This window comes from Desulfonatronum sp. SC1, from assembly GCF_003046795.1.
Lineage (GTDB): Bacteria > Desulfobacterota > Desulfovibrionia > Desulfovibrionales > Desulfonatronaceae > Desulfonatronum.
Genome location: NZ_PZKN01000017.1, coordinates 81,201 through 93,434 on the forward strand (window position 1 = coordinate 81,201; position 12,234 = coordinate 93,434).

A 12,234-nucleotide genomic window follows, 5' to 3' on the forward strand; every position below is an offset into this window, starting at 1 on the left:
TCGACTCCCTACCCGATGTTGATCTTGTCGGCGTCCACGGTCACGTCGTCCTTGGCCAGGATGGAGGCTCGCCCGGCCTTGATCACGCAGCTTTTCTCCACTTCCGTGCGCAGCCGCTCGGCCCGGTGCAGCTCGAACCCCGTGCTACGAATGACGCGGCCTACGCGGGAGACCATGTGCGCGGCCAGAAGCTGGATGCGTTCGCCCGCGGCCTTGATCCGCCGCACCCCGGCATGCAGGGATTCCGCCAGCAGGTCCAGGCGGACGAAACGCATCCGGCCGCACGCCGCGGTCAGGGACAGTTCCCGGCTGGAAAGCCGCGCCTCTTTCGCCCCTTCCATGTCCAGGGTCTCGGCCTGCAACCGCAAGCTCCCCTTTTCAGCCACAATCCGCACGTCTCCGGGAAAATCCAGGGCTCTGTCCCGGGATTCGCGCTCCAGCACACTGAGCAGGTAGTGCTCATCCCCAGCCTTGTCCACGAGCAGCAGCACCATGTCCTCGGCCTGAGGCTGCAACAGGCAGCCCGCGGCGCGCCTGGCCCAGATCTGAAAGCCGCTCTCCAGCAACTCGACCTTCCAGGACTGGTCAAGGCGTCCGACAACCCGGCCCTTGCGCAGATCCTGCCCGGTGCCCGGTTGATCCCTTGGCTGATCCCGTGACTGATCCCCCGGCCATGCGTCAGGGCCGTTCTCCAAAAGTCTCTCGGGCATCCTTGCCGGACGGACCTGGACCACGCGCAGGTTCAGGCCCTGGGGCCGGACTTCCTTGCATGTTTGGGCGGCGTTCATGATTTCTCCTGTTTCGGTCGGCTTGTCGGCTTCCAGGTTTCCGCCTCCAGCAGGGGGCGATCCATCTCCCGGACGGCATCGAGGTTGGCGCCGGTCCAGATTGCGGCAGTGCGGTCCACCCGGTGCAGGTTGGCCATGAGCAGGTTGGCCCCGCTGAAATCGGCGCCATTGATCCGGGCCCGGGAAAAATCAGCATACGCCAGCCCGGCCTGCCGAAAGATGGTCCCCTGGCAGTCCGCGTCGTGGAAAAGCCCGGCGGACAGGTTGGCGCGGGTGAAGTTCGTGGACGTGAGCACGGCGTCGGTGAAAATGCCGTCCGGCATGTCCGCGTCCAGGAATGCGGCCCTGGACAGGCTGGTTCCCTGCAGGAAAATGAAGCGGCCCTGGGAGCGGGTGAAGTCCGCCTCGTCCAGGTCGCAGCGCATGAACCGACATTGGGTTACGTCCATGCCGACGAACCTGGCCCCGCGCAGGGAGCAGTCCGCGAACATGGCCATGCGCAGGTCGCAGTCGGCAAAGGAAAGCCCGCCCAGCTCGGTCCGGTCCATCCTGGCCATGGTCAGGTTGACGTCCCGCAGGTCGGCCCCGACCAGGTTGCAGTCCGCGAAACTTGCGCGGAACAGGACGACGCCGTGGATGACTGTCCGGTCCATGGCGCAGCCGCTGAAACAGGCCCGCTCCAGCGAAGCGCCGGTCAGGTCGGCCCGGCTCAAGTCGGACTGCTCAAAGGTCGCGAACCGCCCCGAGCAGCGGTCGAGCCTGGCCTCCAGGAGAGGCGTGGACTCGAAGGTGCATTCCTCGACGCAGGCTCCGGAGAAACCGGCGTTCTCGGCCCGGCACGCCTTGAAGACCGCGCCGGTCAGGTTGGCCCCGGACAGGTCGGCTCCGGCCAGGTTGACCCGGTGCAGCGCAACCCCGGACAGGTCGGCCCCGGACAGGTTCAGTCCGGAGCAGTCCGCGTCCCGTAGAGACCGTTCCTTGAGCAGCATCGTCAGACGGGTGTCTTCAGTCATGGTCCGCCTCGGCGTTGTTGCGGTCCAGCACGGTGCGGCCGACGTTCACGTCCCGTGGCAGATCCCGGGCAATGCGGCACTCGTGGAGGTCCGCGGCGAAGAGGTTGGCATCCTGGATAGTTGCTCCCGAGCAGTCGGCCCGTCGCAGGGAGGCCTCGAACAGGTTGCAGCCGGTCAGCTCGGCCTCCTGGAGCCGGGCCTTGTCCAGGACAGCCTGCTTGAGGCTGGCCAGGAAAAGGTTGGCCCGGCTGAGATCGGCCTTGGCCAGATCGGCCTGGTCCAGGCGGGCCTGTTCCAGGCGCGCGCCGGTCAGGGACGCCCCGGACCAACAGGCGTCCGTGCAGTCGGCGCGCGAAAAATCCGCGCCAGAGGCTCTGGTTTGGCTGTCCGCCCGGGAGCCGGCCAAGTCCGCGTCCTGGAAAACCGCCCGCTCCAGGTTCGCTTCCTGAAGACGCAGGCCAGGCGCGGTCAGGCCGTTGCCGTTGAGGCCCCGCATGCTGGCCCCCCGGCAGTCCGCGTCCGATGCCCTGGCCTGGGACAGATCCAGCCTGTCCAGGCAGGCTTCCTGGAAGGAGGTCTTTACCGCCGAGCAGTTCCTGGCCGATCCGCCGGACAGGGACGCTTTTTCAAAATCCGCCTCGTCCAGGGTCGCCCCGTCCAGGCGGACCCCCTCGAGAACGGCGTCGTGGGCCACGGCCTGGGACAGATTGGCCCCGGACAGGTCAACGTCCTTCCAGGCCACGCCGGACATCAGGCAGCCGCGCAGGTCCGCTCCGGAAAGGTTTTGGCCGGAAAAGTCGCATTGGGTCAGGTCGCAATGGGCCAGGCTTCCGGTTTTTCGGAGCCGTTCCAGGGCCTGCTCCGTGCTCAGCGGTTCGTCCGGTGCGGGCGGGGCGTCAACGTGCTCAGGGAAATCCAGCCTTGGTTCGTCCTGCGCTTCATCCGCTCCAGGTTCGGCTTTCCGTCCCAGGGTGGAAAGACCGGCCAGGCTGGCCACGGCCGCGCCTGCCGCGGTAAAGGCGACCAGGGCCTTTTCCAGTTCCAGGCGAACTTCCGGGGCCAAGTCCGGGGCCTCGGCCATCTTGCGCAGGGTGGCCAGATGGTCGCCGGTATCGGCCATGGCCGCGGCCTGCTGCTCGTCCATCCAGTTGTGCAGCTCGGCATCGGACAACCCGTATCGTTCCTGAAGGCTTCGGGTTTCCTCCTGGATGCTCTCCACGAGATTGGCCAGGGCCGCCAGGGGATTGGCCTCGCCCGATCCTGGTTCAGGCCCTGGTTGCGGCCCCTGGTCCGCGGCCCCTGAAAGGGGGCTTTTCCGGGTCTGTTCAGCCAGCCATTCCTCGACCTGCTCCTGATCCAGGCGCAGCTCCTGGAGAAGATCCCGGATCTGCTGCTCCAGGGAGTCCACGGTCTCCTGCAGCGGGGAGCGAGCCGCCGCCGCGACTCCGGCACCAACCCCGGCCCCGGCCAGGCCGACCCCCAGAAGCGCCGCCTCGTCTTGTACCGAAGGCACCGATTCCGCGGGGGTTTGTCCGGTGTCCGTCAGGGCGTCTGGTTGTGCGTCTGGTTGGGAGTCTGGCCCGGGGTGCAGGGCTTCGCGGCACTGGCACCGGTACTCTTCCACGGGGATCGGCTCCCGGGATGCGTCTTCGGCCAGGGCCAGCACCGCGGCGACATCCTCGCACTCCTCGTCCTGCACCGGAACAACGCCCCGGAAGAGCAGAACCCCCAGCATGCGCTCGGGGAACAGCCACAGGGTTTCCATGGCGCAGGGCAGCTCGAGGAAAGCGCCCCCGCGGGAATCGGCGCGCTGGATGAACAGGCGCCCCCGCAGGCGTGGGACGCTGCCCCGCAGGATCGGGCTTTGGGGATGCATGTTGTGGATGGCCACGTCCTCCCCTCCGGCCAGAAAGCCGGGCAGACGCTGGTCCGCTGGAGCGGCGCAGGCGAATTTCGGGTCCGTGTCCCGAGGTAGGCCGGGCCAGTTCGTCTTCAGCCACGCGGCGTCCGTCGCCCCCAGCAGGCCCTGGCGCTGGGGCCAGGTCACGGGCATGGCCATGAGCCCGGCAGGGGTCTGTTGCATGTCAAAGGGGTCTGGCAAGTCCCAGGCCAGGACGTTGGGCCGGGGACGGGGCACGTCTTTTAACGGGTCAAAGCCCTTGCCTTGCGGGTTGTACTCGTGGCCCTCGCCGCCAAAGGCCCTGGCCCAGGAAATCTCCATGCGCGTGAAGGGCGCGGGCTCCCCGGCCTTGTCCGGGGAGAGAACCCGGTCTCCGAACACCTTGAGGCGCTTGACCGCCTCGCCCACCTGGACCGAGCACTCCAGGACCGGGACGGGCGCGGGGGAACAGGCCGCGGCGTAGACCAGGAATTCCGAGCAGGGCTTGGGTAGCCCGGCGTCCAGGACATCGCCTTCCGGAATCGTGGATTCCACCGTTTCCCAGAGTTCCTCCTCGGGAACCAGGGCGTCCAGCGGCCCGTCCGAAGCCGATCCCAGGCGAAACCCGGCCAGCAGTCCCAGGCAAAGGACGGACTTGCCCTGAAGGTCGCCGACCCAGGGCAGGCCCGGCGCCACGCTGTAGAGCAGGGAGAAGGGAGGCGGGGTGAGGATTTTCATTACGCCAATTCTATAGTGCGATTCCGTGTAATTTTTATGGCGTTTTCTGCGTTTAATGTTTTGAATACAATCTTGATATTGTCTTTTGCCTTAAGCGTGAGTGTATTTTTGCCTTCGATTGTTGTTTCTTTTGATACAACATCTATGCTATTCCCCTTATTCAGGGAGATGCTACAATTTTGATCTTTATTTATCAGACTGATTATTTCCCCTTTATTGTAAATCTGGATGATCGATCGATTAGTATCGTTAACCACTGTTGCCGAGAATTCCGCTCCAGCATTTACACTCGCATCCACATTGACAGTCAAACCCACCTTGCCGAGTTTCATTACGGTCGTATGGCGCGCCATCTTGCCCCGCAATTGCTCCGCAATCTCGGAAATATTTCTGTAGGCCGATATTGCCAAGCCTATCCCGCAAATGCCTGCCAAGCCTCCCCCAACGGCCATCCAGGGGGTCGCCTGCTCCATCTTGGCCTCATTCAGGAACGCTGTCTGGAAACTGTTGGCCGCCAGAACAACGCCAGCCCCGGCGGCCAGGCTGGCACCCAGTCCTTGCCACAGAGCCTTGTTCGCCTTCTTGACCAGTTCAGCCGTGACCTCCGTTGTTCCACCCTTGAAGACCAGGTTGTCGAGACCGATTTGCGTTGATTCGTTTTTGATCGAGAGCTCGGTATCGCCGAAACGGATCTGGGAGCCCTTGTTGTACGTCACTCTGTTGCCGAGATTGCAGTTCACGCCCAAGCCCGCCAAGATGTTAGATTTCAGCCCTCCGTTGATATTGACGCTCTCCCCCACGGTGATTGAATTGCTTCCCCCGACGGTGGCGCTGCAAAAATCGCCGACTACCAGCCGTTCCATCTTGCCATTCGTGTACTCAATGATGGACCCGCCGCCGCCGGGCTCGGTGGAGCCCACGGCGATGCCGCTTTCGTGGAAGGGGGAATACAGGCCGATGAATTCCTGGCCCTGCTTGTCGCCGAACACGAGCTGGTTGCCGCCGGCGCTGCGGATGGCGCTGGCCGGGGCGTTAGTGTCCCGGACGATGCTCTGGTTGGCGAAGTTGGGCACGGCCGAGGCGATGACAGGCCGGTCAACGTCCCCGTCAATAAAGGTCAGCAGCACTTCCGCCCCCTTGTGCAGGGGGAAGTGCATGCCAAAGCCGTCCCCGCCGTAGGGCTGGGCCATGCGGATCCAGGAGGAGGCCTTGCCCCCGGGCCTGCTGGAAAGGTCAAAGGGCAGACGCACCTTGTAGCGGCCCTGCTCGTCCAACTCGGCGTACTGACCGCCCCCTTCGGCGTCGATGACAGCGTTGATCACGCCGTAGAAGCGGGGCCACGGCGTTTTACGCGGATGACGGTACTGGACGCTTTTGGGGATGGCTGAAAAGGTGTTGCTGTAGGCGTCCTTCGCCTCCCTGTCCGACAGGCAACGGCCCAGCCCGGACATGAGATAGCCGGTCTGGGTGCCCTCGTGCTTGATGTACACCGGCAGGTATTCCGCATTGGCGCTCTCCCGAAAGTGGCCGTTCAGGCGAAAGGCGCTCCCGGTCCGGAGAAAGGCCGCGGTGCTGCGCCCTTTGTAGCGGGTCTTGCGGCACTTGGCCTCCTCGGCGCGGATGGCTGACTGCTGGCGGGCCTCGTCCATGGTCTTGAAATTGTCGCCGTACACGTAGAAATCGCCGATGCCGGCTGCGTCGATGTCCGCCTCGGCCCGCAGGTCCAGGGAGGGCTTGCGGTAGTTGTAGTCCTTGACCTTGACCTTGCCCGGCAGGGCGTTCTGCTCGCTGACCAAAGCGGTACACAGCTCGTTGCGGCTTTTGGTGTCCAGCCCTCGGCCCCGGACGTATTCCAGGGGTGGCTGGTCAGGGTCCAGGGAATGGGCCACGGAGGTGTCCGTGATGATCAGCTTGTCGCTCTGGTCGCCCTGCTCGAAAAAGTAGTACATGCCCTCGCGTTCCAGCCAGCGGGTGAAGAACTGGTAGTGCGACTCGTTGAACTGGCAGACGTATTCCCGCTGGGCATAGCCGCGGGTCAGGCGGAACTCGAAGTCGTTGGCAAACAGGATATTGGAGCCCTTCAGGATCTCGGCCAGGAAATCCGGAGCGGACTTGTCCAGAAAGACCTGGTTGTGGCTGGTCAGGGTCAGTCTCCACAGCCTGGGCACGAGCACGGCGCGGTAGAATACGTACCCGTCCACGGAGCGGAGCTGCTCAAAGCGCGAGACCGCGCCGTGGATCGGCAGATCCTTGTCCTCCCGGCGCAGGGTGAGTACGGCCAAGCCTCCGTGGGCTTGGTCCAGGTCCAGGTCGTCGCGTTTCGACACAAGCTCGATCTGAAACTCGTACAACTGCGACAGCCCCTCGGTTCCCGTGAATCCGACCACGGAGAACGTGTCCTCCGGGCATCCCCTGAAAACGAAGGAGAACAGTTCCTTTCTGGCCATGCGTCACCTCGCTGGATACACTGTTTACTTTCGTGCCCCTACCATGGGCGAACCATGACGGCAAGGCGGAGCATCAGGAACACCAGGAACATCAAGGGGATTCTGTTCTCGACTCGCAACTCGTCAGCAAAGCCAGAGAAAAGTCCTGGATAGCGTTAACGCCCCGGCCCGTGGACGGATAGGCCCCGTGGATCGCGGATCGCGCGAAAATCCGGCCCCAGTCCGCATGGTCCGCTTCGGCGAGATCGGCGACGATATCCGGGTCGGCGAAGGGATCAAAGTGGATGTCCGAGAACCATAAGACCTGATTGTCGCCCCCGCTGCCAGACCCGCTGCAGGAAAACAGCAGCAGGACCGAAAGAACCAGCAGCCAGGCCGCCCCCTGCCGGGAAAAGAGATACAGTCGCATTGTTTCCTCCTTTTCAGAGGCTCAAATCCATCAGGTTGCGCGAAAAGCCGGAGTCATTAAGTAGCGCCAAAAATCCGCCCCACGGGGGTCAACTCACTGGTCGAGATCCTTCAGCAACTCCCGCAGAAAAAGGGCTACCCGCTCCACGGACGGCACGTGCAGACGTTCCTTGGGGGTATGGACGTATTCCATGGTCGGGCCGATGGAGATGATTTCCATGTGGGGGTATTTTTCGGCGATAAAGCCGCATTCCAGGCCGGCATGGACCACCTCGGTCTGGAGCGGGGTGGAGAAGGCCCGTTCGTAGGCCACCAGGGCTTTTTTGTAGAGGGCGGCTTCCGGGTTGGGCGGCCAGGCGGGGAACTGGCTGCGGCGGTTGGTCGCGGCCCCAGCCTGGGCGGCGGTTTGCTCGATCTCCCGGGCCAGGTTTTCCAGCTTTTCCGGGGAAAAGCCGCGGTGAAAGACCGTCAGTTCCAGAGCCGCGTCCGTGGTCAGCAGAATGCCGATGTTGTTGGAGGTCTCGGGCAGTCCGGGAAAGATTTCCGACCATTCGTAAACACCCTGGGGAATGGCCAGGATCAATTCGATCAGGCGGGCGGAGTCCGTCGCGGAAAGGGCGGCGTCCGCCGGGTTTGCAAGCGCTTGCAGGGTGACGGAGAAGCCGGTTTCCTCGGGGTATTCGTCGCGGATTTCCTGCTCAAAGGCGGCGATCCGGGCACGGAGCGCGTCATCGTGTTCCGGCTCAAGAGCCAGGATCAGTTCCGAGGCCGGGGTGATGGCGTTGTCCGCCGAGCCTCCGGCAAAGCTGATCAGCCTGAACGGTATGGCCTCGTCCAGGGCCCGGGCGACGAGGACGTTGGCATTGGCCCGGTTCTTGTGGATTTCAACGCCGGAGTGGCCGCCCAGCAGGCCGTCCACGCGCAGGGAGTACATCGCCTGGCCGGGGGAAAGGGGGGTAAAGGCCAGGGGCAGGGTGATTTCCAGCTTCACCCCGCCGGCCGCGCCCAGGGTCACGAAGCCCTCGGTTTCGGAGTCGATGTTGATGAACCGTTCAGCTTTCAGGGCGTCCTCGGCCAACCCTTCCGCACCGGACATGTCCACCTCCTCGTCCGTGGTGAACAGCAGTTCCAGGGCCGGGTGCTTCAGCCCCGGCTCCTCGGCCAGGAACAGGGCGATGGCCATGCCGATCCCGTCGTCCGCGCCCAGGGTGGTGTCCGTGGCCCGCAGCCAGTCGCCTTCCCGGACCAGACGGATGGGGTCGGTGGTGAAATCGTGGTCCGAATCCGCCGTTTTCTGGCAGACCATGTCCATGTGCGCCTGCAGGGCCACCACCGGCGCGTCGGCATAGCCCTCGGCGGCAGGAACGGAAATCAGGACGTTGAGGAACTCGTCGGTTTTAACCGGAAAACCCCGCTCCTCGGCCCACTGGACCAGCCAGGCCGCAATGCGCTCCTCGTCCTTGGAGCAGCGTGGCACCTGGCTGATGGCCTCGAAAATGGCCAAAATGCGCGTGGTGTCCGCGCCGTCGTCGGCCAGCACCGGCCCCTGCTGGTCAGGCACGACCTCGGCGGCCAGGGCCGAGGTCGAAAAAACAAGGGCCAAACAGGCCAGACCGGCCCACAGCAGTCCCATCGTGATCATACATTTCATCGCGAATTCCTCCGATTAAACTGTTTTTTTCAGCGTGACTCCCGGCATGGACGCCATCGGATAACTGACGGGCATCCTGGGGACCATACGAAACCCGGGTCCGCATCGCCCGCTCAACCCAGTTTGATCATCCCTCCGTCAAGCGTCATCTGGCCGATGGCATTCGCGTTAAATTTGGACGATTTCAGGAAGATTCCGGAGGATTTGTTCACGATCAGCGATTCGGATACCGCCTTGATCTGAACCTTTTCGTCATCAACCCTCACATAGGGCTCATTCGAGCCCTTCATAGTTGTTCCGACATCATCCAACCTGATAGTTGGCTTCTTCGGGTGGACCAAGCTGATCTGATTGTTCGCATCAATGCTAATCGTTGCATCTCCTTCCACGGATGTCTTTTTCACTTGAAAGGTTTTGCCGTCGTCCAATGTAATCGACACATTTTTCTTATTTCTCAACGTAATTTGTTCACCCTTCGGGGTGATGAGCAGCCCGGATGCTTGCTCAGGAGTACCCACTTTGAGGATGAGCTTGGCATCTTTCGCGACGGTATTGTTCACCTTGATCTCGACGCCTTTCTTGTCAATATTTATCGTGCCGGCCATGGGCGTTGCTGTAATTTTTTTACTTTGAAACGACAGATGTTTACTGATTCCAAACCCCCAAAGCGCGTTATAAAGAATCGTGTCAATATTCATTATCAATTTAGTATCAAAGTTTGTTACCGCGGGGTTCAGGAATTGGGCTTTGATTGCGTTGGCGGCATTGGCCGCGGCGATATTCAAGGCGGTTGCCCACCAGGATTTCAACAGGGATTTCATGCCTAGATCAGCTCCTCCGCCAATGGTCACGCCTTCGTACCCGAGCATGTGCGTTCTTTCCTTGGTGAGCTGGAGAAACTCTTTTTTCAGATCAATGCCGGCCCCGAAATCAAAAGAGTTGGTTCCGCCTAGTCGGAATTCAACGCGATTTCCCATGATGACCTCGGCGCTGGCTCCGAGGGTGGTTTCGCTTGACTGACCGATGTGTACGGCATTGGTGGAACCAATGCACCATTCAAGCTTGTCGCCTTTGACATGTTCGTAATAGCCCTCGCTCGTGGAAAGAATCAGACCGCCCGGACCTCCCGAATTGGACCCGATAGAGATTCTGCTGTCCTGTTCCGGGCAGACCAGGTTGATGAACTCCTTGCCCTTTTCATCGCCCATGGCGATATGGTTGCCTGCAGCGGTGCGGATGGCATTGATCGCCTCTGTCCCGCTGGTGATCAGGTTGGGCTTTTCCGCGTTGTGCACCGCGCCGACGATGATTGGGCGGTCGATGTCGCCTTCCTCGAAGCTGAGCAGAACCTCGGTGCCCTTGTGCAGGGGGAAGTGCATGCCGTAGTCCTCCCCGGCATAGGGCGAGGACATGCGCAGCCAGGTGGAGGCCTTGCCTCCCTCGCGACCGGACAGGTCGAAGGGCAGGACCACCTTGTAGCGGCCGTGTCCGTCCAGTTCGGCGTATTGTCCGGACCCGGCGGCGTCGATTCTGGCGGTGACGGTCCCGGAGATGCGGGGCTTCGCGGTGGCCTGGGCCGGACGGAACTGGGTGCCTGCCGGAATGCAGTCAAAGGTGTTGCGGTAGAACAGGGCATTCGTGTCATCCATCCCGCCCACCTCAAGCCCGCCCAGCAGCCAGCGTTCCTGGCTGCCTTCATGGCGCACCATGGTGGTCAGGTACTGGCCGTTGAAGTCCTGACGATAGTGCCTGGCCAGGGTGAACAGATAGCCCGGGCGCACCGCGGGAATGGAGGACATGCCATGAAAGACCTTTTCCCGGCACAGGAAGCGCTCGGCCCGGACCCGAGCCAGGTAGTCCCCGCCCTCCAGGCTGCGGAAGTGGTCGCCCCACAGGTAAATCTCCCCACGGCCCTTGTCCTGGACGTTGGCCTGGCCCTTCATTTCCAGGCTGGGCTTCATGTAGTTGTAGTCACGGACCATGACCTTCCTGGGCACGGGAGTTTGCTTCAGGGTGAAGGCCTTGATCACCTGCCCGGCCTGAGCCGCGTCCAGACCCGAGGGCGGGGAGTAGGTGAAGGTCTCGCGCCCGGAAAGCGGTCCATGGGCGATCAGGGAATCGCTGCAGATCAGTATTTCAGCGTTTTCCCCCTGCTCAAACCAGTAGTACCAGCCCGCGAATTCGGTCCACCTGGACAAGAAGTCGAAATGCGATTCGCCGTACTGGCAGACGTAGTCAAAAGGCGGAAAGCTCTCCTTGATCCGCAGCTCGAAGTCCAGCCCTTTGTTCAGGCCTCCGTCTCCCAGCAGATCTTCCAGAAACTGGCTTACCGTCTTGTTCAGGAAAACCTGGTTGTGGTGGGTCAGGGTCAGCCACCAGGCCTTGGGCCGCAGCTCGGCCCGGTAGAAGACGTACTGATCCACCTGATGGAGCTGCTCGAAAGAGGAGATGATGCCGTGAAACGGCAGATCCTCATCGCCGGAAAAGTGTTCCTTGATGGTAAATGTGGCCGGATTCTGGAGCACGGCCGCGATGTCCACGTCCTCCTGCTCGGAAACCAGAAGGATCTCGAACTTGTACAGGGTGGACAGACCCTCTTCGCCGGAAAAACGGGCCACGGTGAAGGTTTCTTCGGGCAGGCCGTGGCTGACGAAGGTGAATGCGTTTTCTTTCAGGACTGGCATGAGATACCCTCGCGGATTGGGGGTTGGATGGGCGTGGCTGGAAGAAGCCGGTCAAGTTTGGGACATCACTGAGCATGGGCTGTTCAGGACATGATCATCACCTTGGTCTGGCTCGGCGCGATGACGTTGCCCGGCTTGGCGTTGTCCTTGTTCTGGGTGGTGGAGTCGCCCAGGCGCTGGGCCGGGCTGCCCTCGATCGTGACCTTGGCGCTGCCGCCCACGAACTTGCCCGGCCCCTTGATGGTGCCGGACTGCACGCCCATGCCCACGCCGGGCTCATCCCCCTCGGTCAGGCTGATCTTGCACTTCTTGTTCACGGCCGGAGCGCCGGTGATGAGCACCTTCTTCGCCCCGGGCATGGCCAGGGCCATCTGTCCGGTGTTCGGAAACGGCGTCGGTACCGGGCCAGCCGGGGTAGGCACATTGCAGACGTCCGGAAAGGCAAAGGCATTGCCTGATGATTTGCAGCATGCGAACATGGTTCATCTCTCCTTTGGGGGTTCAGGGTTCAGGGTTCACGGTTCAGGCGATATCTCGTCTTCATTCCGCCTTCCGACTCCTGACTCCTAACTTCTACCTTCTGACTTCTGACCTCTGTCCTCTCACTTCCCCCTTCCCCCTTCCCC

At 62.3% G+C, this 12,234-nt stretch carries 8 protein-coding genes; all 8 read right to left on the reverse strand.

Annotated elements, in window-relative coordinates:
* Positions 1 to 8 precede the first annotated feature (8 nt).
* The 8 genes from C6366_RS10750 to C6366_RS10785 all read right to left on the reverse strand — a co-directional run bounded on the left by C6366_RS10750 (position 9) and on the right by C6366_RS10785 (position 12,087).
* Entirely contained in the window at positions 9 to 788 is a 780-nt protein-coding gene (locus tag C6366_RS10750; protein ID WP_107737826.1) for a DUF3540 domain-containing protein, read from the reverse strand.
* Positions 785 to 1,801: a pentapeptide repeat-containing protein gene (locus C6366_RS10755; RefSeq protein ID WP_107737828.1), complete on the reverse strand. Its 1,017-nt coding sequence runs from the start codon at positions 1,799 to 1,801 to the stop codon at positions 785 to 787. Before C6366_RS10755 ends, C6366_RS10750 begins: the two co-directional genes overlap by 4 nt.
* Positions 1,794 to 4,418 carry a DUF2169 domain-containing protein gene (locus tag C6366_RS10760; protein WP_107737830.1) on the reverse strand — a complete coding sequence of 875 codons (2,625 nt, stop codon included), beginning with the start codon at positions 4,416 to 4,418 and terminating at the stop codon, positions 1,794 to 1,796. Before C6366_RS10760 ends, C6366_RS10755 begins: the two co-directional genes overlap by 8 nt.
* The gene (locus tag C6366_RS10765) at positions 4,418 to 6,865 is read right to left on the reverse strand and encodes a type VI secretion system Vgr family protein (protein WP_107737832.1); all 2,448 of its coding nucleotides are present in this window, start codon (positions 6,863 to 6,865) and stop codon (positions 4,418 to 4,420) included. Before C6366_RS10765 ends, C6366_RS10760 begins: the two co-directional genes overlap by 1 nt.
* A gap of 91 nt (positions 6,866 to 6,956) precedes the next feature.
* Positions 6,957 to 7,274 (reverse strand): hypothetical protein, encoded by a 318-nt coding sequence (locus C6366_RS10770; RefSeq protein ID WP_107737834.1) that lies wholly within the window; start codon positions 7,272 to 7,274, stop codon positions 6,957 to 6,959.
* Positions 7,275 to 7,367: 93 nt separating this feature from the next.
* Positions 7,368 to 8,915 (reverse strand): beta-Ala-His dipeptidase, encoded by a 1,548-nt coding sequence (pepD, locus tag C6366_RS10775; protein ID WP_158269739.1) that lies wholly within the window; start codon positions 8,913 to 8,915, stop codon positions 7,368 to 7,370.
* A gap of 122 nt (positions 8,916 to 9,037) precedes the next feature.
* On the reverse strand, positions 9,038 to 11,608 hold the full coding sequence (locus tag C6366_RS10780; RefSeq protein ID WP_107737838.1) for a type VI secretion system Vgr family protein: 2,571 nt from the start codon (positions 11,606 to 11,608) through the stop codon (positions 9,038 to 9,040).
* An 83-nt stretch (positions 11,609 to 11,691) separates the two neighbouring features.
* Positions 11,692 to 12,087 (reverse strand): DUF4150 domain-containing protein, encoded by a 396-nt coding sequence (locus tag C6366_RS10785; protein ID WP_107737840.1) that lies wholly within the window; start codon positions 12,085 to 12,087, stop codon positions 11,692 to 11,694.
* Positions 12,088 to 12,234 lie beyond the last annotated feature (147 nt).

Excerpts from the sequence above, each read along its gene's own strand:
- C6366_RS10750 (WP_107737826.1), bottom strand. The coding sequence starts at position 788 with ATGAACGCCGCCCAAACATGCAAGGAAGTCCGGCCCCAGGGCCTGAAC.
- C6366_RS10755 (WP_107737828.1), bottom strand. The coding sequence starts at position 1,801 with ATGACTGAAGACACCCGTCTGACGATGCTGCTCAAGGAACGGTCTCTA.
- C6366_RS10760 (WP_107737830.1), bottom strand. The coding sequence starts at position 4,418 with ATGAAAATCCTCACCCCGCCTCCCTTCTCCCTGCTCTACAGCGTGGCG.
- C6366_RS10765 (WP_107737832.1), bottom strand. The coding sequence starts at position 6,865 with ATGGCCAGAAAGGAACTGTTCTCCTTCGTTTTCAGGGGATGCCCGGAG.
- C6366_RS10770 (WP_107737834.1), bottom strand. The coding sequence starts at position 7,274 with ATGCGACTGTATCTCTTTTCCCGGCAGGGGGCGGCCTGGCTGCTGGTT.
- pepD (WP_158269739.1), bottom strand. The coding sequence starts at position 8,915 with ATGATCACGATGGGACTGCTGTGGGCCGGTCTGGCCTGTTTGGCCCTT.
- C6366_RS10780 (WP_107737838.1), bottom strand. The coding sequence starts at position 11,608 with ATGCCAGTCCTGAAAGAAAACGCATTCACCTTCGTCAGCCACGGCCTG.
- C6366_RS10785 (WP_107737840.1), bottom strand. The coding sequence starts at position 12,087 with ATGTTCGCATGCTGCAAATCATCAGGCAATGCCTTTGCCTTTCCGGAC.